The sequence below is a fragment of the Streptococcus mitis genome, assembly GCF_047464965.1.
GTDB classification, from domain to species: Bacteria; Bacillota; Bacilli; order Lactobacillales; family Streptococcaceae; genus Streptococcus; species Streptococcus mitis_DU.
The window spans coordinates 264408-288320 of record NZ_JASHAT010000001.1; the positions used below are offsets into that span (position 1 = coordinate 264408).

Sequence of the window (23913 nt, forward strand, 5' to 3'; positions counted from 1 at the left end):
TGATGTTAAGTTCAAAAGATATCATCAAGGCTCATAAAGTCTTGAACGGTGTGGTTGTGAATACCCCACTGGATTACGACCATTATTTATCGGAGAAGTATGGTGCTAAGATTTATTTGAAAAAGGAAAATGCTCAACGTGTTCGTTCTTTTAAGATCCGTGGTGCCTATTATGCCATTTCGCAGCTCAGCAAGGAAGAGCGTGAGCGTGGGGTAGTCTGTGCCTCTGCGGGAAATCATGCGCAGGGAGTAGCCTATACTTGTAATGAAATGAAAATTCCTGCTACTATTTTTATGCCCATTACTACTCCGCAACAAAAAATTGGACAAGTTCGCTTTTTTGGTGGGGATTTTGTAACCATTAAACTAGTTGGGGATACCTTTGATGCCTCAGCCAAAGCAGCTCAAGAATTTACAGTTTCTGAAAATCGTACCTTTATTGATCCCTTTGATGATGCCCATGTTCAAGCGGGTCAAGGGACAGTTGCTTATGAGATTTTAGAAGAAGCTCGAAAAGAATCAATTGATTTTGATGCTGTCTTAGTTCCTGTTGGAGGTGGTGGTCTCATTGCTGGGGTTTCTACCTATATCAAGGAAACAAGTCCAGAAATTGAAGTCATCGGAGTAGAGGCTAATGGGGCACGTTCCATGAAGGCAGCCTTTGAAGCTGGTGGGCCTGTCAAACTCACAGAAATTGACAAATTTGCGGATGGGATTGCTGTGCAAAAGGTAGGTCAGTTGACCTATGAAGCAACTCGTCAACATGTTCAAACCTTAGTAGGTGTCGATGAGGGATTGATTTCTGAAACCTTGATTGACCTCTACTCTAAGCAAGGGATTGTCGCAGAACCTGCTGGAGCTGCTAGTATCGCTTCTTTAGAGGTTTTGGCTGAATATATCAAGGGGAAAACCATTTGTTGTATCATTTCTGGAGGAAATAATGATATCAACCGTATGCCGGAAATGGAAGAGCGTGCCTTGATTTATGATGGGATCAAGCATTACTTTGTGGTTAATTTTCCACAGCGTCCGGGGGCTTTGCGTGAGTTTGTAAATGATATCTTGGGGCCAAATGATGATATCACACGTTTTGAGTATATCAAACGAGCTAGCAAGGGGACAGGCCCAGTATTGATTGGGATTGCCTTGGCAGATAAGCATGATTATGCAGGCTTGATTCGTCGAATGGAAGGTTTTGATCCAGCTTATATTAACTTAAATGGTAACGAAACGCTCTATAATATGCTTGTCTGAGGACTAATAAAAAAATATCATATTATTTGCACAATTGATGTATAGGTGCTATAATGAAGATGAAGAAAGGGGGCGATTCCTATGGACTTAGGAAATCGATTACGCTATTTCTATCATAACTCATTATAGTACCTATGTTTTTTTGATTCAGTTTATAGTAAGGGAGTAAAATTACTTGTTATATGTTAGGAGTTTTTTGAAATCTACTATTTTATATATAGCTAATCTGAAATTTAGCTAAATATAATAGGGATTAGAAAAAATAATCAATACTAATGAGATGCCTTATTATACTGAGATTACTGAGAAGAGTGATGGAATATTCGTAAGATGAAAACAGTAAAAAAATGAAGCATAGAATACTACGGTTTCCTAGCTATTTGTATTTTAATGGGTAGGAGAAATAAAAAGTAAACTTGATAAAGTAAATAACTGGTACAGTTGACCAAATGATTGAATGCTGGTGCAGACATGAAAAAGTCTAAAAGGAGAAAAATACTCGTTAGAAATGGTTTAGAGCAGAAGATTATTTTGTCAAATTTTTTTGTTTTACAGTGGAATAAATAATATGAAATAAGATTAGAATATGTCTAGATTATCGAGAATCAGCATCTGTCAAATACGAATATTATTACATAAATAAGATTTAATAATACAATTATTTTAAAGGTATTTGCTAATGGTTTATAGCAAGGGAAAACCTATATATTATCGGCTTTAATAAGATAGTAATAGAAAAATAAATCATTAATTTTATTGAATATATGTTTTTTTATTGACAAAAGTCATAAAAACGTATACAATTAAATATCGTAAAGAAGAAAATAGGAGAAGAACATGGCTAAGTCAAACTTTGAAAAAGTAGAATCAGTTGTTGGCTGGGTTCGTGATAAGAAAATCACAGGCTACCGTATCTCTAAAGAAACGAATGCGCGTGAAATGTCTATCATTGCTCTAGCGCAGGGTCGTGCAAAAGTAAAAAATATTTCATTTGAAACAGCTCTAGGTTTAATTGATTTCTATGAAAAAAATTATGAAAAATTTGAAGATTAATCTTTGGATAATGGCGGATTCTTGAATAAGGTCTGCCTTTTCATTTTGATACTCAATGAAAATCAAAGAGCAAACTAGGAAGCTAGCCGTAGGCTGTACTTGAGTACGGCAAGGCGAAGCTGACGTGGTTTGAATTTGATTTTCGAAGAGTATGAGGACAGCAAAAAGACTGCACGATTGATGCAGCCTTTTCTTTTTATTTGAGATAACGTTGAAGAAATTCTTTTGTACGTTCTTCTTTAGGATTGGTGAAGAGGTCTTCTGGTTTGCCTTCTTCGGCAATCACACCCTTATCCATAAAGATAACACGGTGAGAGACATCACGGGCAAATTCCATTTCGTGAGTCACTACAATCATAGTCAAGCCTTCCTGAGCCAGATCTTGCATGATTTTGAGGACTTCTCCAACCATTTCTGGATCGAGAGCTGATGTTGGTTCATCAAAGAGAATGGCGTCCGGATTCATTGAAAGGGCACGAGCGATGGCTACACGTTGTTTTTGACCACCTGAGAGTTGTTTTGGTTTGGCTTGCCAGTAGCGTTCTCCCATGCCGACCTTTTCTAGGTTTTCTTTGGCAATCTTTTCAGCTTCTGTACGTTCGCGTTTAAGGACAGTTGTCTGAGCGACAATTGTGTTTTCAAGTACGTTAAGATTTTCAAAGAGGTTAAAGGATTGGAAAACCATTCCCAACTTTTCACGGTATTGTGTGAGGTCATAGCCTTTTTCGAGAACGTTTTGTCCATGATAAAGGATTTGTCCATCAGTTGGAGTTTCAAGTAGGTTAATGGAGCGTAGGAAGGTTGATTTTCCGCTTCCAGAGCTTCCGATGATAGAGATAACTTCACCCTTGTGAACAGTTAGAGAAATGTCTTTTAGCACTTCGTTTTGTCCATAGGATTTTTTGAGGTGTTTAATTTCAAGGATTGCTTGTGTCATTATTTCAAATCCTCCGTTTGCATTTGGTTAGCACCTGTAGTATAGGTATCCATGTCCATGCGGCGTTCGATGAATCGTAGGATACGTGTTACGGTGAAGGTGAGGACAAAGTAAATCACGGCGATGATTGTAAATGTCTGGAAGTATTGATAGGTTTGTGTTGCTACGGTATTTCCTGAGAAGTAAAGTTCGACAACCGAGATAACGTTCAATACAGATGTATCTTTGATATTGATGACAAATTCATTACCAGTTGCTGGTAGGATGTTACGGACTACTTGAGGTAGGACAATCTTACGCATGGTTTGGTTATGAGTCATACCAAGAGCAGTAGCGGCTTCAAATTGTCCCTTGTCAACTGCTAGGATACCACCACGGACGATTTCAGTCATGTAGGCACCGGTGTTGATCGAAACGATGAAGATAGCAGCTAGTGTACGGTCAAGGTTGATACCGAAAGCTTGGGCAGTTCCATAGTAGATAACCATCGATTGAACAATCATTGGTGTACCACGGAAGATTTCAATATAGACATTGAGAATCCAGCCGACTAGTTTTTGTAGGCCATAAATGGCTTTATTCTCAGATAGAGGAGCAGTACGGAAGACACCAATGGCAAGTCCAATAATGAGACCTGTGATGGTTCCGACGATAGAGATTAAAAGAGTGACACCAGCACCACGCAAGAGTTGTTGCCAGTTTTCAGAAAGAATTTTAGCGACTTGACTAAAGAAACTACTGCTAGTCTCTTCAGTTGTTGTAGCTTCGGCAGGTTGTTCCTTGATCATACGATCCATCAAGGCAACTTGATCGTCTTTTGAAATGGTTTCAATGCTGGCATTGATTTGGCTAATACGGTTGTCATCTTTACGAAGTCCGATGGCGATAGCTGTATCTTCTTCTCCAGTTTTGAAACCTGGTTCTACTTGAACCATTTTAAACTTAGAGTTAGCAGCTTCGGCAGTCAGAGCTTCTGGACGTTCAGAAACATAGGCATCGATGACACCAGCCTCAAGAGCTTGGCGCATTTGAGCGAAGTCTCCCATGGCAGTTTCTTTTTTAGCACCTGGGATTTGACCAATCAAGTCATAAAGATAGACACCTTGTTGAGAAGTGATTTTTGCACCGTTAAAGTCATCCAAAGATTTTGCGTTTGCATAAGTAGAATCTTTTTTGACAAGCAAAACTGGTTCGCTAGTGTAGTAACTGCTTGAAAATGCAATTTCTTGTTTGCGTTCGGCAGTAGGACTCATACCTGCGATAATCATGTCAATCTTACCAGAAGTAAGGGCAGGAACTAGACCTTCCCATTTTGTTTTAACAACCAAAGGTTCTTTACCTAAGTCCTTAGCGATTTTCTTGGCGATTTGAACATCGTATCCGTTAGCATACTGGTTAGTCCCATCGATTTTGACAGCCCCATTGCTATCATCATCCTGAGTCCAGTTAAAGGGAGCATATGCTGCTTCCATCCCGATGCGTAAATATTCATCGGCTTGGGCAACATTGACAAGTCCCAGCATCAGCAAGAGACTTGTGAAAATAGATAAGTATATTTTTCTCATGATTTCTCCTATTTCTAATCTATTAAAAAATAACTGCCTCCTATTTTATCGAAAAAAACTCTATTTTTCAACATAGGTAAGCCCTTACTTATGAAAAAATGATATAATGATAGCAAAGATAAAAAAGGGGACTTAGTTGATGAAAAAAACTTTTTTCTTGCTGTTATTTTGTTTGTTTTGTATGTTTCCACTCTCGGTTTTTGCCATTGATTTTAAGATAAACTCTTATCAAGGAGATTTGTATATTCATGCAGACAATACGGCAGAATTTAGACAGAAGATAGTTTACCAGTTTGAGGAGGACTTTAAGGGGCAAATCGTGGGACTTGGACGTGCTGGCAAGATGCCTAGCGGATTTGAGATAGATCCTCAACCAAAGGTTCAGGCCTCGAAAAACGGTGCTGAACTGACAGACGTTACTAGCGAAGTGACAGAAGAGGCGAATGGTTATACTGTGAAAGTCTACAATTCAGGTCAAGAAGGCGACACAGTTGAAGTTGACCTCGTTTGGAACTTAAAGAATTTACTTTTCCTTTATGATGACATCGCTGAATTAAATTGGCAACCTCTGACAGATAGTTCAGGAGCTATTGGAAAGTTTGAATTTCATGTAAGGGGAGACAAGGGGGCTGAAAAACTCTTTTTCCATACAGGGAAACTTTTTAGAGAGGGAACGGTTGAAAAGAGTAACCTTGATTATACTATCCGTTTAGACAATCTTCCGCCTAAGCGGGGAGTTGAATTGCATGCCTACTGGCCTCGAACTGATTTTGCTAGCGCTAGGGATCAGGGATTGAAAGGAAATCGTTTAGAAGAGTTTAATAAGATAGAAGACTCGATTTTTAAAGAAAAAGAGCAAAGTAAACAACTCGTTACTTGGGTCTTCCCTTCGATACTTTCTATCTCCTTGTTATTGAGTATTTGCTTCTATTTCATCTATAGAAGAAAGACCACTCCTTCCGTCAAATATGCCAAAAATCATCGTATCTATGAACCACCAATGGAATTAGAGCCTATGGTTTTATCAGAAGCAGTCTACTCGACCTCCTTGGAAGAAGTGAGTCCTCTAACAAAAGGAGCAGGTAAATTTACCTTTGACCAACTTATTCAAGCTACCTTGCTAGATGTGATAGACCGTGGGAATGTTTCTATCATTTCAGAAGGAGATGCAGTTGGTTTGAAGCTAGTAAAAGAAGATGGTTTGTCAAGTTTTGAGAAAGACTGTCTAAATCTGGCTTTTTCAGGCAAAAAAGAAGAAACTCTTTCCAATTTGTTTGCGGATTACAAGGTATCTGATAGTCTTTATCGTAGAGCAAAAGTTTCTGATGAAAAACGGATTCAAGCAAAGGGGCGTCAGCTCAAATCTTCTTTTGAAGAAGTATTGAAAGAGATGCAAGAAGGAGTGAGAAATAGAGTTACCTTCTGGGGGCTTCCGGATTACTACCGTCCTTTAACTGGTGGGGAAAAGGCCTTGCAAGTGGGTATGGGGGTCTTGACTATCTTGCCCCTATTTATCGGATTTGGTTTGTTCTTGTACAGTTTGGATGTTTATGGCTATCTTTACATTCCCTTGCCAATACTTGGTTTTCTAGGTTTGGTTTTGGCTGTTTTCTATTATTGGAAGCTTCGATTAGATAATCGTGATGGTGTCCTAAATGAAGCAGGAGCAGAAGTATACTATCTCTGGACCAGTTTTGAAAATATGTTGCGTGAGATTGCACGATTGGATCAGGCTGAATTGGAAAGTATTGTGGTCTGGAATCGCCTCTTGGTTTATGCGACTTTATTTGGCTATGCAGACAAGGTCAGTCATTTGATGAAGGTTCATCATATCCAAGTGGAAAATCCAGATATCAACCTCTATGTAGCTTATGGTTGGCATAGTATGTTTTATCATTCAAGTGCGCAAATGAGCCATTATGCCAGCGTCGCAAACACAGCAAGTACCTATTCCGTATCTTCTGGAAGTGGAAGTTCTGGCGGTGGCTTCTCTGGAGGAGGAGGCGGTGGCAGTATCGGTGCCTTTTAAAGAGAACTGCCATATACTGAAAAAGTATGCTATAATGGAAGATAGAAAAAGGAGTAATCTATGTATCTTATTGAAATTTTAAAATCTATCTTCTTCGGGATTGTTGAAGGAATTACGGAATGGTTGCCGATTTCGAGTACAGGTCACTTGATTTTAGCAGAGGAGTTTATCCAATACCAAAATCAAAATGAAGCCTTTATGTCCATGTTTAATGTCGTGATTCAGCTTGGTGCTATTTTAGCGGTTATGGTCATTTACTTTAACAAGCTCAATCCTTTCAAATCGACTAAGGATAAGCAGGAAGTTCGTAAGACTTGGAGACTGTGGTTGAAGGTCTTGGTTGCCACTTTGCCTTTACTTGCCGTCTTTAAATTTGATGATTGGTTTGATACCCACTTCCATAACATGGTTTCTGTTGCTCTCATGTTGATTATCTATGGGATTGCCTTTATCTATTTGGAAAAGCGCAATGAAGCGCGTGCTATAGAGCCAAGTGTAACAGAGTTGGACAAACTTCCTTATACGACAGCATTCTATATCGGACTCTTCCAAGTTCTTGCCCTTTTACCAGGAACTAGCCGTTCAGGAGCGACTATTGTCGGTGGTTTGTTAAATGGAACCAGTCGTTCTGTTGTGACGGAATTTACCTTCTATCTTGGAATTCCTGTTATGTTTGGAGCTAGTGCCTTAAAGATTTTCAAATTTATAAAAGCAGGACAGCTCTTGAGCTTTGGGCAATTGTTCTTGCTCTTGGTTGCGATGGGAGTAGCCTTTGCAGTCAGCATGGTCGCTATTCGTTTCTTGACAAGCTATGTGAAAAAACACGACTTTACCCTTTTCGGTAAATACCGCATCGTGCTTGGTAGTGTTTTGCTACTTTACAGTTTTGTCCGTTTATTTGTATAAGAAAAACCTTGAAGGGTTCAGACTCTTCAAGGTTTTAAAATCCAGTCACGGTAACTCCTAGCAAGCGGACACCTCTTTCTTTCTCGCTTAATTCTTCATAGAGTTGCAGGGCTATTTGGCTTATATGACTAGCATCTTGTGTTTTTTGAGCCAGACTTTTTCGTTTGGTAAGAGTTGAAAAGTCCTCGTAGCGGATTTTCAAAATGACAATTTTACCAGCTTTTTCTTGCTGATTGAGATTGAGAGCGACTCTTTCTGATAGGAGAGCCAGCTCTTTTTTGATATCTTCCTCGGCACGGAGAATCTTCCCATAGGTTTTCTCCTTCCCGATTGATTTACGGATGCGATTGGATTTGACCGGGGAATTGTGAATACCACGAGCCTTTCGATAAAGGTCATAGCCCAGTCTGCCAAAACGGTCTATCAGGGTCACTTCAGGGACTTCAAGCAAATCAGCGCCGGTAAAAACACCCATTTGATGAAGTCTTTCCACCGTCTTTTTTCCTACTCCATGAAACTTGGAAATATCCATTTGTTTGAGGAAATCCTCAGCCTGGTCAGGTAAAATCACTGTCAGACCATGTGGCTTTTGATAATCGCTGGCCATTTTAGCTAAGAATTTGTTGTAGGAGACGCCTGCGGAAGCAGTCAGGTGTAGTTCCTGCCAGATATCCTCTTGAATGAGACGAGCAATTTTGACCGCTGACTTGATACCGAGTTTATTTTCTGTCACATCTAAATAGGCTTCGTCAATGCTCATGGGTTCAATCAAATCTGTATAACGCTTAAAGATAGCTCGAATCTGGAGGCCCACAGTCTTGTATTTTTCATAATTCCCTGAGATAAAGACGGCCTGGGGACAACGCTCATAGGCTTCTTTAGAGCTCATAGCAGAATGGACACCAAAAGCTCGCGCCTCATAGCTACAAGTGGAAACGACACCACGCCCACCTGTTTGCCGGGGGTCGCTTCCAATAATGACAGGTTTTCCTCTAAGTTTAGGATTATCTCTAATTTCCACTGCAGCAAAAAAGGCATCCATGTCAATATGGATGATTTTTCTTGACAAATCATTTAATAAAGGAAAAATCAACATGCCTAGCCCCCTTTTTACCGCTTATTTTCTTTTATTATACCCTTTTTTCTGAAAAAAAGAAAAAAGGCTTTAATTTTTTCAAAAATATAATACAGTTTGGGATAAAATATAGACTGTTTTAGAAAAGAAAGTGTAAAAATAGGGATTTATCACTTGTTGAAATCGGTTACTGTATGGTATACTTGTCTCATGAATGTAACAGATGACTGTTACTAGAAAGAAAAAAGAGGACATTAACATGGTTGTTAAGACAGTTGTTGAAGCACAAGATATTTTTGATAAAGCTTGGGAAGGCTTCAAAGGCGTAGATTGGAAAGAAAAAGCAAGTGTATCACGCTTCGTACAAGCTAACTACACACCTTATGACGGAGACGAAAGCTTCCTTGCAGGACCAACAGAACGTTCACTTCACATCAAAAAAATTGTAGAAGAAACTAAGGCTCACTACGAAGAAACTCGTTTCCCAATGGACACTCGTCCAACTTCTATCGCTGATATTCCTGCTGGATTTATCGATAAAGAAAACGAAGTTATCTTTGGTATCCAAAATGACGAACTCTTCAAATTGAACTTCATGCCAAAAGGTGGTATCCGTATGGCTGAAACTACTTTGAAAGAAAATGGATACGAACCAGACCCAGCTGTTCACGAAATCTTCACTAAATACGTAACAACAGTTAACGACGGTATCTTCCGTGCTTACACTTCAAACATCCGTCGTGCTCGTCACGCTCACACTGTAACTGGTCTTCCAGATGCATACTCACGCGGACGTATCATCGGTGTTTACGCACGTCTTGCTCTTTACGGTGCAGACTACTTGATGCAAGAAAAAGTAAACGACTGGAATGCAATCGAAGAAATCGATGAAGAAACAATCCGTCTTCGTGAAGAAATCAATCTTCAATACCAAGCGTTGCAACAAGTTGTTCGCTTGGGTGACCTTTACGGAGTTGACGTTCGCAAACCAGCGATGAACGTTAAAGAAGCAATCCAATGGGTTAACATCGCCTTCATGTCTGTCTGCCGTGTTATCAACGGTGCTGCTACATCTCTAGGACGTGTACCAATCGTATTGGATATCTTTGCAGAACGTGACCTTGCTCGTGGTACATTTACTGAATCAGAAATCCAAGAATTCGTTGATGATTTCGTTATGAAACTTCGTACAGTTAAATTTGCTCGTACAAAAGCTTACGACCAATTGTACTCAGGTGACCCAACTTTCATCACAACTTCTATGGCTGGTATGGGTAACGACGGTCGTCACCGTGTTACTAAGATGGACTACCGTTTCTTGAACACTCTTGACAATATCGGTAACTCTCCAGAACCAAACTTGACAGTTCTTTGGACTGACAAATTGCCATACAACTTCCGTCGCTACTGTATGCATATGAGCCACAAACACTCTTCTATCCAATACGAAGGTGTAACAACAATGGCTAAAGACGGATATGGTGAAATGAGCTGTATCTCATGCTGTGTGTCTCCACTTGACCCAGAAAATGAAGAACAACGCCACAACATCCAGTACTTCGGTGCTCGTGTAAACGTATTGAAAGCCCTTCTTACTGGTTTGAACGGTGGTTACGACGATGTTCACAAAGACTACAAAGTATTTGACATCGAACCAATCCGTGACGAAGTTCTTGAATTTGAATCAGTTAAAGCTAACTTTGAAAAATCTCTTGACTGGTTGACTGACACTTACGTAGATGCTTTGAATATCATCCACTACATGACTGATAAGTACAACTACGAAGCTGTTCAAATGGCCTTCTTGCCAACTAAACAACGTGCGAACATGGGATTCGGTATCTGTGGATTTGCCAACACTGTTGACACATTGTCAGCTATCAAATACGCTACAGTTAAACCAATCCGTGATGAAAATGGCTACATCTACGATTATGAAACAATCGGTGAATACCCACGTTGGGGTGAAGATGACCCACGTTCAAACGAATTGGCAGAGTGGTTGATTGAAGCTTATACAACTCGTCTACGTAGCCACAAACTTTACAAAGACGCAGAAGCTACAGTATCACTTTTGACAATCACATCTAATGTTGCTTACTCTAAACAAACTGGTAACTCACCAGTCCACAAAGGTGTATACCTCAACGAAGATGGTTCTGTCAACTTGTCTAAACTTGAATTCTTCTCACCAGGTGCTAACCCATCTAACAAAGCTAAAGGTGGATGGTTGCAAAACTTGAACTCACTTTCTAGCCTTGACTTTAGTTACGCAGCTGATGGTATCTCATTGACTACACAAGTTTCACCTCGCGCGCTTGGTAAGACTCGTGACGAACAAGTTGATAACTTGGTAACAATCCTTGATGGTTACTTCGAAAACGGTGGACAACACGTTAACTTGAACGTTATGGACTTGAACGATGTTTACGAAAAGATCATGTCAGGTGAAGACGTTATCGTACGTATCTCTGGATACTGTGTAAACACTAAATACCTCACTCCAGAACAAAAAACTGAATTGACACAACGTGTCTTCCACGAAGTTCTTTCAATGGATGATGCATTGAGCTAATCAATTAACTTGAATAAGGAAAAGGAACCCTCGGTCAAACGACTGAGGGTTATTTTTTGGACTATTAAATTCCTTAAGTCAGGTATTGAAATGTCTGACCGGGATTCAAAGATACTTGTTGAGTTGCGGGAGGTATTTGATATTCAATGAAAATCAAAGAGCAAACTAGGAAGCTAGCCGCAGGTTGCTCAAAGCACCGCTTTGAGGTTGTAGATAAGACTGACAAAGTCAGTCACACATATACGGCAAGGCGAAGCTGACGTGGTATTTTTATTTTCGAAGAGTATGAAAATAAAAATACCACACTTTGTAGGTTTACAAGGTGTGGTTGTATTTTATCTCTTAGACCAAGTTCTCTTCATAAAGAGAAGTAGGATTGGATAAATCTCCAAGCGCCCTGCAATCATTGCAAAGGAGAGGAGAATTTTTGAGATAGGACTAAAGATTGAGAAACTAGAAGTGGTTCCTAGAATAGGTCCGATATTATTGAAACAGCTAAAGACAGCACTGGTAACGACTAGAAAATCATTGCTATCTAGGCTGACAATAAAGATAAGGGATAGCAAAATCATAGAATAGATGACAAAGTACTTGAGAATCTTATGCTGGGTATCTTTGTCAATCACCGTTTTATTAACATGGAGGGTCAAAACACGGTGGGGCGATAGGATTGACAAAATTTGGTTTTTAGCAATTTTTGAAAGGATGAGGCCTCGAATAACCTTGAGTCCACCTGCGGTTGAGCCAGCAGAACCACCGATTCCCATGAGGAAGAGAAGGATAAATTGGGAGAAGAGGGGCCAGTTGGTAATATCCCCGTAACCAAAACCAGTCGTCGTAATGATATTGGAAACTTGGAAGAAGGCCATTTCAAAACTCTTTGAAAATCCTGGATAGAGATAGAGAGTATTGAGGCTAATCAAGCCTGTAGAAAGCAGAACAATTACCAAGTAAGCTCGGAGTTCTTCATCTCCAAAGAAGGCCTTGACGCGACGGAGCATGAGGTAGTAGTAGAGATTGAAATTTACCCCAAAAACCAAAACTCCGATACTAACCAGATAGGTAATCAGTGAGCTACCATAGTGGGCGATTCCATCGTTATAGACGGTAAAACCTCCTGTACCTGCTGTTCCCATGGCAATGACAAAACTATCAAATAGGGGCATGCCAGCCAGATAATAGATGATGACAAAGAGGGAGAAGAGAGCTAGATAAAGGAGATAGAGAATCTGGGCAGTATTTTTGAGTTTGGATACAACCTTGCCAAAAACAGGGCCAGGAACCTCAGCTTTCATCACTTCTAGGTGGCTATTCTTGGCATTGTCCATAATAGCAAGTGCAAAAACAAGCACTCCCATCCCTCCAATCAAGTGGGTAAAACTTCGCCAGAAGAGGAGGGAACGACTGAGAACCGAAACGTCGTTCAGAATAGTTGCTCCAGTAGTTGTAAAGCCAGAACTGATTTCAAAAAAGGCATCGATAACGCTGGGAATTTGTCTAGCAAAGACAAAGGGGAGACCACCAAAGAAGGACCAAAGGATCCAACAGAGGGCAACAATCAAGACTCCCTCCTTGGCATAAATCCGTTGATTTTTGGGCTTTTGTAAAATTCCTGAACCGCCTAGTAATACGAGAATCCCTATTGTTGAAAAGAGGGCCGTAAAAACTTGGCTCGATTCACGGTAATAGACAGCGACAGACACAGGAACCAAAAGAAGAACAGCTTCAATCAAAAGTAATTTTGAAAGGAGGTAACGAATCATACTTTTATTCATTTCTTACCTCGCGATCAAGTCATAAATCTTGGTGATTTTTGGCAACAAGGTTGTTACTAGGAGCTTGTCTCCAACTTCCAACATATCCTCCCCAGTAGGAAAAATAGTCTTGCCCTTTCGAATGATGGCTGCTATAAGAACCCCTTTTTTCAGTTTTAGTTGAGAAAGAGGTTTGGCAGTCATTTTATTAGCTTCCTTGATATGGAATTGCAGGGTTTCGATTTGGCCATTGGCTAGATGGTGCATGGCCTGAAGGTCTGAATACTGGGCATTAACCCGACCACGAATAAAGTGCATGATTGTATCTACAGCGATGCTTTTAGGTGTGATGATACTTGAAAAATCAGGCGCATTGATAATCTCGAGGAGACTGGTACGATTGACCTTTGTGATATTTTTCTGTACACCTACCCTGTCAAGGAACATAGAGGTAATCAGATTTTCCTCATCGACTCCTGTTAGAGTCGCAACGGCATCATAGTTTTGAGCACTTTCTTCCAGCAGGATATCTTTTGCGGTACCATCTCCTTGAACGATATAGAGATTTGGGAATTTCTCGCTAAAGAAGCTGGCGATTTCAGGATTGATTTCAATAACCTTGGTATCGATACGACTGTCTTGGAGGATACCTAGTAGATAATAGGCAATTCTACCAGCTCCAACAATAAGAAGACTCTTCACGGCACGAGACTTGAAATAATTATGGAAGAGCATCATGTCAACACGGTTACCAGTGACAAAGATTCTATCTTTATCCTGTACAGTCATGTCGCCACTTGGAATGATAATTTGATGATCCCTCTCTATCGCACAGACAATGACATTGCCGAATTTTTTCCGAAAATCAGAAATGGGCATTTGGCAAAGACCACTGGAGGATTTAACAGTGAATTCCATCAAGCTGACCCGTCCACCAAAGAAACGTTCGACAGAGAGGGCGTTGGGGAAGTCAATGATATTCGCGATAGCGCGGGCAGCCAAGAGCTCAGGGTTAACGATAAGAGAAAAACCGAGAATATTCTTTTCCTTGAAATAAGAGTTAGAATATTCAGGGTTCCGCACCCGAACGATGGTCTCTTTAGCTCCCATTTTTTTGGCTAGAACGGCTGCAATCATGTTGACTTCATCGTATTCAGTCAGGGCGATAAAGATATCACAATCCTGGACACTGGCTTGCTCAAGGATGGTAAAATCGGCCCCGTTACCAAGGATACCCATGATATCAAAGCGATTGACAATATGATTGAGGACAGCTTCGTCTTGCTCAATCAGCAAAACATCATGCTTTTCTGCAACCAAGGAGCGACAGAGGGCAGAACCAACTTTTCCCCCTCCGACAAGGATAATTTTCATAATAAAACCTACTTCTTCATTATGTAACTATCATACCTTTTTTCAAGAAAAAATGCACCTACTAGCTAATCACCAGAGTTTTTAGCAGGAAATTTGCTATAAGGTAAAACTATACCCTAATCAATTGAAATAGCTATTAGCACCTTTCTATGAAATATGGTATGATAAAGGATATACAAGGAGATAAAATGAATAATAATTTACTGGTATTACAATCAGACTTTGGTCTGGTTGATGGTGCGGTATCGGCTATGATTGGAGTGGCTTTAGAAGAGTCTCCAACCTTAAAAATCCATCACTTGACGCACGATATCACGCCTTATAATATTTTTGAGGGGAGCTATCGTCTCTTTCAGACGGTGGATTACTGGCCTGAGGGAACGACTTTTGTATCGGTTGTCGATCCGGGTGTCGGCTCAAAACGTAAGAGCGTGGTTGCCAAGACTGCAAAAAATCAATATATTGTCACGCCAGACAATGGGACTCTTTCCTTTATCAAGAAACACGTTGGTATTGTAGCCATTCGTGAAATTTCTGAGGTAGCCAATAGACGTCAAAACACAGAGCATTCTTATACCTTCCACGGTCGTGATGTCTATGCCTATACTGGTGCTAAACTGGCCAGCGGTCACATTAGTTTTGAGGAAGTAGGGCCGGAGCTCAGTGTGGATCAGATTGTGGAACTTCCAGTCGTAGAGACCATCATTGAAGATCATCTGGTAAAGGGAGCTATTGATATTCTGGATGTGCGTTTTGGTTCGCTCTGGACCTCTATCACGCGAGAAGAATTTTACAAGCTGGAACCAGCATTCGGTGACCGTTTTGAAGTGACTATCTATCACGCTGATATGCTGGTCTATCAAAATCAGGTTGTTTATGGCAAATCATTTGCAGATGTGAGAATTGGGCAACCCATCCTTTACATCAACTCTCTCTATCGTTTAGGTCTGGCTATCAACCAAGGTTCCTTTGCCAAGGCCTATAATGTGGGTGTCGGTTCATCTTGGACCATTGAAATAAAGAAAATAGAATCATAAAATAGGAGAATATAGATGAAAAATCAATCAATTAAACAAGTTGTTGCTGTCGGAATTGGCGCTGCCCTCTTTGTCGTCATCGGGATGATCAACATTCCGACCCCTGTTCCAAATACAAGCATCCAGCTTCAGTATGCGGTACAAGCGCTACTTTCTATTATTTTTGGACCGATTATCGGTTTGCTTGTCGGGTTGATTGGTCATGCAATCAAGGACTCTATTGCTGGATATGGTCTGTGGTGGACTTGGATTATCGCTAGTGGGCTCTTTGGTCTAGTCGTCGGACTCTTTAGAAAATACATTCGAGTAACACAGGGTGTTTTTGAGTTGAAGGATATTGTCTTCTTTAACCTCATTCAGATTGTTGCAAATGCTCTTGTTTGGGGTGTCTTGGCACCACTTGGAGATGTTGTGATTTATCAAGAAGCAGCAGAAAAAGTATTTGCCCAAGGGATTGTTGCGGGAATTGCTAATGCTGTAACTGTAGCTATCGCAGGTACCCTTCTCTTGCTAGCTTATTCACGTACGCAGACTCGTTCAGGAAGTTTGAAAAAGGATTAATATAAGGGAAAAGGCTGGGAAACCAGTCTTTTTGCTGTTTATAGGCTAGTCGGGTAAGCAATTTAGGCTAGGAATCTTGTTGGCGCTAAGATTTTAAGAGAAGAGACTGCAAGAAGGGGTAGATTTATGATAAAATAGAAGTCTAAGAAGCGAATGAAGAGAGTAAGATGAAAGAAGCTATAATTGAGTGGAAGGATTTCTCTTTCCGGTATGAAACACAACAAGAACCGACCTTGCAAGGGGTGGACTTGACCATTTATAAGGGAGAGAAAGTCTTAATTGTTGGGCCATCTGGGTCAGGTAAGTCTACCTTGGGTCAATGTTTGAATGGGATTATTCCCAATATTTACAAGGGTCAGACGTCTGGAGAATTTTTGATCAAGGGGCAAGCGGCCTTTGATATGAGTATCTATGATAAGTCTCATCTGGTCAGTACAGTTTTGCAGGATACTGATGGGCAGTTTATCGGTCTGTCTGTGGCAGAAGATTTGGCTTTTGCTCTAGAAAATGATGTAACAAGTCTAGAAGAGATGAAAAGCCGTGTTCATAAATGGGCTGAAAAGCTGGACCTTCTCCCTTTATTGGCTCAGCGGCCTCAGGATTTGTCAGGTGGACAAAAGCAGCGAGTCAGTCTGGCTGGTGTCTTGATTGATGAGAGTCCGATTCTTTTGTTTGATGAGCCACTCGCTAATCTGGATCCCAAGTCAGGTCAGGATATTATCGAATTGATTGATCAGATTCATAAGGAGGAGGGGACGACGACTCTTATTATCGAGCACCGTTTGGAGGATGTTCTGCATCGCCCTGTCGATCGTATTGTCTTGATCAATGATGGTCGTATTCTCTTTAATGGTATCCCTGACCAACTACTGGCGACTGATTTATTGACACAAAATGGAATTCGGGAACCCCTTTATCTAACCACTCTCCGTCAATTAGGTGTGGATTTAGACAAGGAAGAACAGTTAGCAAATTTGGACAACTTGTCTATCTCAAAAGGCCAGGTTCAGTTGCAGACTGAATTGGTAAAAGAAACCGTAGAATTGCAGTCACTCTTTAAATTAGAGGACGTGTCCTTTTCTTATGATGATAGACTGATTTTAAAATCCCTACATTTAGATATTAAAAAGGGTGAAAAGATTGCCATTGTCGGGAAAAATGGAGCAGGGAAGTCAACTCTAGCCAAGGCTTTGAGTAGTTTTATTCAGACTGAAGGTCGCTATCTTTGGGAAGGGCAGGATATAAAAGGAGATTCTGTTGCAGAACGGGCGGAACGAGTAGGCTATGTGTTGCAAAATCCTAATCAAATGATTTCGACCAACATGATTTTTGATGAGGTGGCTCTGGGACTTCGTTTGCGAGGTGTGGACGAGCAGGAAATTGAAACGAGAGTCTATGAAACCTTGAGAATTTGTGGTCTCTATGAATTCCGTAATTGGCCCATTTCTGCCCTGTCATTTGGTCAGAAAAAACGTGTCACTATTGCATCGATTTTGGTCTTGGGGGCTGAAATTATCCTCCTAGATGAACCGACAGCAGGTCAAGACCAGAAGAATTATACTGAGATTATGGAATTTCTCGAAGAGTTGCATCAAAAAGGTCATACCATTGTCATGATTACGCATGATATGCAATTGATGCTGGATTATTCAGACCGAGCTCTTGTCATGGTGGATGGGGAATTGATTGCTGATACTGATCCGGCTAGTCTGTTAAGCAATCCTGAGCTGTTAGTAAAAGCCAACCTAAAGGAAACTTCTATCTTCAACTTGGCTAAGAAACTCGACGTGGATCCACTTGCTTTAACGGCATTTTACACAGAAAGGAGAGAAGGATGCAAGCTAAATTAATTGGTTACCAGCATAGAGATACTGTGATTCATCGCTTGTCAGGAGCTGGTAAACTCCTCTTTTTCATCCTTGTATCATTGGCGGCCATGATTAGCTATGATACCAGACTGCTTGTTCTGATTGCCATCTTTTCGGTATTTCTCCTCTATTTGTCAGAAATCCGTTTTAAAGATGTTTCCTTTGTAGCAGTTTTTGCGACGATATTTGCCGTTTTAAACGTTTTGATGGTCTATCTCTTTTCTCCCGAGTATGGGGTTGGACTTTACGGAGAGAGAAGTGTGATTTGGCAGGGAATCGGTGCCTACACTCTGACCAGTCAAGAGCTCTTTTATCTGCTAAATCTGGCCATTAAGTACCTTTGCACCATTCCTCTGGCTATTATCTTTTTGATGACAACCCATCCTAGTCAGTTTGCTTCCAGTTTAAATCAAATTGGTGTGCCTTATAAGATTGCCTATTCTGTCAGTCTAACCTTGCGCTATATTCCAGATCTGCAGGAAGAATTCTTTACTATCAAGATGTCTCAGGAGGCTCGTGGGATGGAATTATCCAAGAAAGCTTCTCTTATGCAACGAATCAAAGGCAATCTGCGCATTATCACTCCCTTGATTTTCAGTTCCTTGGAACGCATTGATACCATTGCGACTGCCATGGAGCTTCGCCGATTTGGAAAAGAGAAAAAGCGAACTTGGTATAGTTACCAATCCTTGAAAAAAGGAGACTATCTTACTTTGCTCTTGGCAGCCTTGTTTTTAGTAGCTAGTTTACTACTTATCTTGCAAAATCACGGACGATTTTACAACCCTTGGAAATAGCTTGAAAAAATCAAAAAAATCAAGTCGTTTCTATTGACAATGATTCTGAAAGTGTTATACTAAGAAAGTAGTTTCGCTGATTTACTTCAAACCTGTTGTGAGGTAAGTTAACGATGCCTTAACCACGCTGTTTGCTGAGCTTGACTCCGGGCAGTGTGGCTATTTTTTTGCAATGGTGAAAGGAAGCAAGTCATGACAAATCACATTGTATTATTTGAGCCTCAAATTCCACAAAATACAGGCAATATCGCGCGTACTTGCGCTGCGACCAATTCTCCCCTCCACATCATCAAGCCAATGGGCTTTCCTATTGACGACCGCAAGATGAAGCGAGCTGGATTGGATTATTGGGATAAACTAGAGATTTATTTTTACGAGAGTTTGGAGGATTTCATGTCTCAGATGAAGGGCAAACTCTATCTGATTTCTAAATTCGCTGAGAAAGTGTATTCTGAGGTGGATTTATCGACTGACGAAGACCATTATTTTCTTTTTGGACGTGAAGACAAGGGCTTGCCGGAGGACTTTATGCGAGAACATCCTGAGAAAGCTCTCCGTATTCCTATGAATGATGAACATGTCCGCAGTCTCAATGTGTCTAATACCGTCTGCATGATTGTCTATGAGGCTCTCCGCCAGCAGAACTTTGCAGGTCTTGAGCTTGTTCATACCTATGAAGTGGATAAATTGAAATAAAAAATGAAAATGAAAATGAACAAAATGCTTGCGCTTGCAAGCGTTTTTTGTTATGATAAAAGAGTCTTCAGGGCAGGGTGTGATTCCCGACCGGCGGTAAATTTGACTAGCTATTTTAGCTTTCTCGTCGTTGTCTTGTCTCGATATACTTTAAGTATTATCTTCGACTGCGACGCCTAGATAAATCTAAAATATCTTAGCCAAATAAGTCCGCGAGCGCAAGCTGATGTGGTGAGATTCCACAACCGACAGTATAGTCTGGATGGGAGAAGACGAAAGAATAGCTTTGTCTGTTCTGATAGATTTATAGCTAAACTGTAACCGCTTGCTTGAATTTCCTTAATAGAGTGAGAGGGGACTTTTGGGATATAAAAAGTGAGAATAGATAGAGGAATCCTTTCTAACTTCTTCTGATTTTATAGAAAATTGGAGGAACCTGTTATGACAAACACACGTCGACTTTCGACCATTGCGATTTTATCAGCCATCTCATTTGTGCTGATGTACTTTGACTTTCCGCTTTTGCCAGCGGCGTCCTTCCTCAAGATCGAATTTAGTATCTTGCCAGTCCTTGTGGGCTTGGTGGTCATGGATTTGCCTGCTGCTCTAGGAATTCTCTTGCTTCGCTCACTCTTGAAATTGCTTCTTAACAGCCAGGGAGTGAATACTTACATTGGTTTGCCAATGAATATCGTAGCTTTGGGAGTTTTTGTCATCGTATTTGCTTTGATTTGGAAAAAGGAACGGACAACCCTTCGTTTCCTACTAGGCTCTCTAGCTGGGACTATTGGTTTAACCGTGGCTATGTTGGTTCTCAACTATGTTTACGCTGTTCCTCTGTACGCTAAGTTTGCTAACTTTGATATTGGAAAAATTTTGGGACTTTCCAACTACCTAATGACCATGGTATTACCTTTTAACTTGATTGAGGGTGTAATCTTTTCCGTTTCATTCTGGTTGTTGTATGTTCTCTTGAAACCAACCTTAAAACATTATGAGAGATAAACAAACATTTTTAATGAAGGGCAGTTTTGCCCTTTTACTTTTCGTTATTCTTGGCTACATGGTCAAATTTTACCCTGAAACGCTGGTCGGTTTTGATCAACCGATACAGACTGCCGTTCGAGGAGACTTGCCAGATTACTTGACTATTCTTTTCCGAGCTATTACACGTCTGATTGATATTCCAGTGATTATCACTTGGGTTGCCATTACAGCTTTTGTCTTTTATCGTAAGCGGTGGAAGATAGAAAGTTTCTTCATGCTGGGAAATCTAGCTTTGGCAGGTCTTTTAATCGTGACATTTAAAAATATCTACCAGCGCCCACGACCAGCTATTTTACACTTGGTAGAGGAGAAGGGATTTTCCTTTCCAAGTGGCCATTCTCTGGCTGTAACCTTGCTGGTCGGTTCTCTGATTGTCATTCTCAGTCAACGGATTAAAAATCCAGTCTGGAGAAAAATCGTGCAAATCGTCCTTGGTCTCTACCTAGTCAGTGTGCTGGTATCAAGGGTCTATCTGGGAGTTCACTATCCATCAGATGTCCTTGCCAGTCTCTGTGTGGGCTTGGGAGTCCTGTTTATCGAGTTTCCCTTCTATGACAAGCTCCGATTCCAATGGCGATTTAAAGGCAAGCAGAAGTGAGTATCAAATTCCTTTGAGGAGAAAGAAATGAAAGTCAATATAGCAGATCTTCATCCGACTCAACTATACTTATCAGAAAAGAAGTTGCAAGATATTCAGATGCTTTACCAGTCGGCAGAAACAATCCAAGTCGATCCAATCAGTATTCTTGCCTTTGGAAATTGCTTGTTGATTACAGATGGACATCACAGGGCTTATCAGGCTTTATTGGCAGGTCGGGATACGATTTCTGCTGAGTGGGATAGAGATGGTGGTGATGAACTATATCATCTCTATGCGCAAGCTTGTGAGGAAAGAATGATTTACTCTGTTCTGGATTTAAAAAATCATATCTTAGCTCAAGATGAGTATGAAGCAAAATGGTATAACTGGTGTGATGGTTTTAATCAAGCAGCAACTATTTTGTGGAAAAGTAAAGCAGATGAAACGGATTTTACAAATAGATAATGCACTGCGTATTGTTCCTTATTATAAGGTCAATCATTGTGAAGAAGCTTTTGCTTGGTATCAGGATGTGAACTTGGTTCACCTCGTAGATGGGGTGAAGCTTCCTTATAGTCAAGAAACTTTGGAAGCCATGTATTCCTATTTGGATCAGCATGGAGAGCTTTTTTGGATTGAAGTCAAGGAGAAGGGAGAATGGTTTCCAATTGGGGATGTTACACTATCTCAGGACAATCTCCCCATTGTGATTGGAAATCCCGCTTACCAACATCGAGGACTTGGAAAAAAGATCCTAAGTGCTTTGATTGAATTGGCTCGAGTAAAAGGATGGAAAGAATTGAGAGTCAAGGAAATCTACACCTACAATCATGTTTCTAGGAGGTGTTTCAAGTCGCTTGGATTTGTGGAAAATGGAGCAACAGAAAAAGGAATGGGTTTTATACTGAAATTAGTCTAATCTAACTTGTTTTTTAACTAAAAATCTGATAAACTAAGTAGTAATTGAATAGAAATCTGCAAGACTAGTAACTCAAGGGAAGTATATCAGGGAGGAGAGCCGTGACTGTAAGCTCTCTATATGAAAGCTGGGTGAATTCACTTGTGCATGGATTTAGAAATGAAGGTCTGACTTGTCAGATGAAAACGGATGGTACCGCGTGTCAACGCTCCGAGTGGAGTTTTTGGCATGTGGTTTTCTTTTTATCTACGAGAGACTGATGGAGGAATTATGTCAACTATTAAAGAACAATTAAAAGCGCTTCGTGAAGAAACGCTGGCTAGCTTGAAGCAGATTACTGCTGAAAATGAAAAAGAGATGCAAGATTTGCGCGTCTCTGTCCTTGGTAAAAAGGGGTCTCTTACTGAAATCCTCAAAGGGATGAAAGATGTCTCTGCTGAAATACGCCCGATTATCGGAAAACACGTTAATGAAGCTCGTGATGTCTTAACAGCAGCCTTTGAAGAAACAGCTAAGCTTTTGGAAGAAAAGAAAGTTGCAGCTCAATTGGCTAGCGAGAGCATTGATGTGACACTTCCAGGGCGTCCTGTTGCGACTGGTCACCGTCACGTTTTGACACAAACCAGTGAAGAAATCGAAGATATTTTCATTGGGATGGGTTACCAAGTCGTGGATGGTTTTGAAGTGGAGCAAGACTACTATAACTTTGAACGTATGAACCTTCCCAAAGACCACCCAGCCCGTGATATGCAGGACACATTCTATATCACAGAAGAAATCTTACTCCGTACTCACACGTCTCCAGTGCAGGCGCGTGCCATGGATGCCCATGATTTCTCTAAAGGTCCTTTGAAGATGATCTCGCCAGGGCGTGTCTTCCGTCGTGATACGGACGATGCGACTCACAGTCACCAATTCCACCAAATCGAAGGTTTGGTTGTTGGGAAAAATATCTCTATGGCAGACCTTCAAGGAACACTTCAATTGATTGTGCAAAAAATGTTCGGTGAAGAGCGTCAGATCCGTCTGCGTCCATCTTACTTCCCATTCACAGAGCCATCTGTTGAGGTGGATGTTTCTTGCTTCAAGTGTGGTGGAGAAGGCTGTAACGTATGTAAGAAAACAGGTTGGATCGAAATTATGGGTGCCGGTATGGTTCACCCACGTGTCCTTGAAATGAGTGGTATCGATGCGACTGTTTACTCTGGATTTGCTTTTGGTCTTGGTCAAGAGCGTGTAGCTATGCTTCGTTACGGAATCAACGATATCCGTGGATTCTACCAAGGAGATGTCCGTTTCTCAGAACAGTTTAAATAATGATTAGAAAAGTAGAAATGGCAGATGTTGAGGTGTTGGCTAAAATTGCCAAACAAACCTTTCGTGAAACGTTTGCTCATGATAATACGGAAGAGCAGTTACAGGAATACTTTGAAGAGGCTTATAGTCTGAGAGTTTTGTCAGCTGAGTTGGAAAATCCAGAATCCGAAACCTATTTCATTATGCATGAAGAGGTGATAGCTGGTTTTCTCAAAGTCAACTGGGGAAGTGCTCAAACTGAGAGAGAATTAGAGGATGCGTTTGAAATTCAACGTCTCTATGTGCTACAAAAATTCCAAGGATTTGGGCTCGGTAAGCAACTGTTTGAATTCGCTCTTGAACTTGCTACAAAAAATAGTTTTTCCTGGGCTTGGTTAGGTGTTTGGGAGCATAATACAAAAGCTCAAGCGTTTTATAATCGATATGGTTTTGAAAAATTTAGCCAACATCATTTTATGGTTGGTCAAAAAGTAGATACGGATTGGTTACTGAGAAAGAAATTAAGGTAAGAAGATGATTCTTCTATTGAAATGATAGGAAAGGAAAAGAACTAGAGTGGCAACTGTCATT

General features: G+C 40.7%; 21 protein-coding genes and 1 riboswitch. Of the genes, 16 read left to right on the plus strand and 5 right to left on the minus strand.

Going from position 1 to position 23913, the window contains the following annotated elements:
• The first annotated feature begins 2 nt into the window (after positions 1-2).
• Both ilvA and QM408_RS01340 read left to right on the plus strand, forming a co-directional pair.
• Positions 3-1253: a threonine ammonia-lyase IlvA gene (gene ilvA / locus QM408_RS01335; RefSeq protein ID WP_033685561.1), complete on the plus strand. Its 1251-nt coding sequence runs from the start codon at positions 3-5 to the stop codon at positions 1251-1253.
• 837 nt (positions 1254-2090) lie between these two features.
• Positions 2091-2306: a capsule biosynthesis transcriptional regulator gene (locus QM408_RS01340; protein ID WP_001130038.1), complete on the plus strand. Its 216-nt coding sequence runs from the start codon at positions 2091-2093 to the stop codon at positions 2304-2306.
• Between the two features lie 196 nt (positions 2307-2502).
• On the opposite strand, the gene QM408_RS01345 is transcribed toward QM408_RS01340, so the two are convergent.
• The gene (locus QM408_RS01345; protein ID WP_004262060.1) at positions 2503-3243 is read right to left on the minus strand and encodes an amino acid ABC transporter ATP-binding protein; all 741 of its coding nucleotides are present in this window, start codon (positions 3241-3243) and stop codon (positions 2503-2505) included.
• A complete protein-coding gene (locus QM408_RS01350) occupies positions 3243-4808 on the minus strand; it encodes an ABC transporter substrate-binding protein/permease (RefSeq protein WP_020901541.1) in 1566 nt (521 codons plus the stop codon). The genes QM408_RS01345 and QM408_RS01350 overlap by 1 nt, the downstream gene beginning before the upstream one ends.
• A 139-nt stretch (positions 4809-4947) precedes the next feature.
• Between QM408_RS01350 and QM408_RS01355 the strand changes: the two genes are divergently transcribed.
• Together QM408_RS01355 and QM408_RS01360 are read left to right on the plus strand one after the other, a co-directional pair.
• Positions 4948-6837, plus strand: a complete 1890-nt coding sequence (locus QM408_RS01355) for a DUF2207 family protein (protein ID WP_414373303.1) — start codon at positions 4948-4950, stop codon at positions 6835-6837.
• A gap of 60 nt (positions 6838-6897) precedes the next feature.
• The gene (locus QM408_RS01360) at positions 6898-7743 is read left to right on the plus strand and encodes an undecaprenyl-diphosphate phosphatase (protein WP_000280780.1); all 846 of its coding nucleotides are present in this window, start codon (positions 6898-6900) and stop codon (positions 7741-7743) included.
• A gap of 34 nt (positions 7744-7777) precedes the next feature.
• Here the strand turns inward: QM408_RS01360 and dinB are convergent, their stop codons facing one another.
• Entirely contained in the window at positions 7778-8839 is a 1062-nt protein-coding gene (gene dinB, locus QM408_RS01365; RefSeq protein ID WP_414373306.1) for a DNA polymerase IV, read from the minus strand.
• 238 nt (positions 8840-9077) lie between these two features.
• Between dinB and pflB the strand changes: the two genes are divergently transcribed.
• Positions 9078-11393, plus strand: a complete 2316-nt coding sequence (gene pflB / locus QM408_RS01370) for a formate C-acetyltransferase (protein ID WP_049532477.1) — start codon at positions 9078-9080, stop codon at positions 11391-11393.
• 335 nt (positions 11394-11728) lie between these two features.
• Here the strand turns inward: pflB and QM408_RS01375 are convergent, their stop codons facing one another.
• Positions 11729-13168: a TrkH family potassium uptake protein gene (locus QM408_RS01375; RefSeq protein WP_084927908.1), complete on the minus strand. Its 1440-nt coding sequence runs from the start codon at positions 13166-13168 to the stop codon at positions 11729-11731.
• Between the two features lie 3 nt (positions 13169-13171).
• Complete coding sequence (trkA, locus tag QM408_RS01380) at positions 13172-14521, minus strand: Trk system potassium transporter TrkA (RefSeq protein ID WP_261150177.1); 1350 nt, start codon at positions 14519-14521, stop codon at positions 13172-13174.
• Between the two features lie 188 nt (positions 14522-14709).
• Between trkA and QM408_RS01385 the strand changes: the two genes are divergently transcribed.
• The 11 genes from QM408_RS01385 to QM408_RS01435 all read left to right on the plus strand — a co-directional run bounded on the left by QM408_RS01385 (position 14710) and on the right by QM408_RS01435 (position 23852).
• Entirely contained in the window at positions 14710-15558 is an 849-nt protein-coding gene (locus tag QM408_RS01385; RefSeq protein WP_001063590.1) for an SAM hydrolase/SAM-dependent halogenase family protein, read from the plus strand.
• Positions 15559-15573: 15 nt separating this feature from the next.
• Entirely contained in the window at positions 15574-16119 is a 546-nt protein-coding gene (locus QM408_RS01390) for an ECF-type riboflavin transporter substrate-binding protein (protein WP_004257224.1), read from the plus strand.
• Positions 16120-16286: 167 nt separating this feature from the next.
• Positions 16287-17969: an ABC transporter ATP-binding protein gene (locus tag QM408_RS01395; RefSeq protein WP_371483409.1), complete on the plus strand. Its 1683-nt coding sequence runs from the start codon at positions 16287-16289 to the stop codon at positions 17967-17969.
• Positions 17954-18784: an energy-coupling factor transporter transmembrane component T family protein gene (locus QM408_RS01400; RefSeq protein WP_414373310.1), complete on the plus strand. Its 831-nt coding sequence runs from the start codon at positions 17954-17956 to the stop codon at positions 18782-18784. Before QM408_RS01395 ends, QM408_RS01400 begins: the two co-directional genes overlap by 16 nt.
• 192 nt (positions 18785-18976) lie before the next feature.
• On the plus strand, positions 18977-19480 hold the full coding sequence (locus QM408_RS01405) for a tRNA (cytidine(34)-2'-O)-methyltransferase (RefSeq protein ID WP_000181388.1): 504 nt from the start codon (positions 18977-18979) through the stop codon (positions 19478-19480).
• Between the two features lie 59 nt (positions 19481-19539).
• Positions 19540-19758: riboswitch (FMN riboswitch) on the plus strand.
• A gap of 163 nt (positions 19759-19921) precedes the next feature.
• A complete protein-coding gene (locus QM408_RS01410; protein ID WP_000185823.1) occupies positions 19922-20485 on the plus strand; it encodes an ECF transporter S component in 564 nt (187 codons plus the stop codon).
• Positions 20475-21125 (plus strand): phosphatase PAP2 family protein, encoded by a 651-nt coding sequence (locus QM408_RS01415; RefSeq protein ID WP_237447075.1) that lies wholly within the window; start codon positions 20475-20477, stop codon positions 21123-21125. The genes QM408_RS01410 and QM408_RS01415 overlap by 11 nt, the downstream gene beginning before the upstream one ends.
• Before the next feature lie 27 nt (positions 21126-21152).
• The gene (locus QM408_RS01420; protein ID WP_261150173.1) at positions 21153-21572 is read left to right on the plus strand and encodes a chromosome partitioning protein ParB; all 420 of its coding nucleotides are present in this window, start codon (positions 21153-21155) and stop codon (positions 21570-21572) included.
• Positions 21573-21576: 4 nt separating this feature from the next.
• Positions 21577-22026, plus strand: coding sequence for a GNAT family N-acetyltransferase (locus QM408_RS01425; protein WP_414373317.1), 450 nt, complete (start codon positions 21577-21579; stop codon positions 22024-22026).
• 270 nt (positions 22027-22296) lie between these two features.
• Positions 22297-23343 (plus strand): phenylalanine--tRNA ligase subunit alpha, encoded by a 1047-nt coding sequence (gene pheS, locus QM408_RS01430; RefSeq protein ID WP_153192586.1) that lies wholly within the window; start codon positions 22297-22299, stop codon positions 23341-23343.
• Positions 23343-23852, plus strand: coding sequence for a GNAT family N-acetyltransferase (locus tag QM408_RS01435; protein ID WP_153192583.1), 510 nt, complete (start codon positions 23343-23345; stop codon positions 23850-23852). The genes pheS and QM408_RS01435 overlap by 1 nt, the downstream gene beginning before the upstream one ends.
• The last annotated feature ends 61 nt before the right edge of the window (positions 23853-23913 follow it).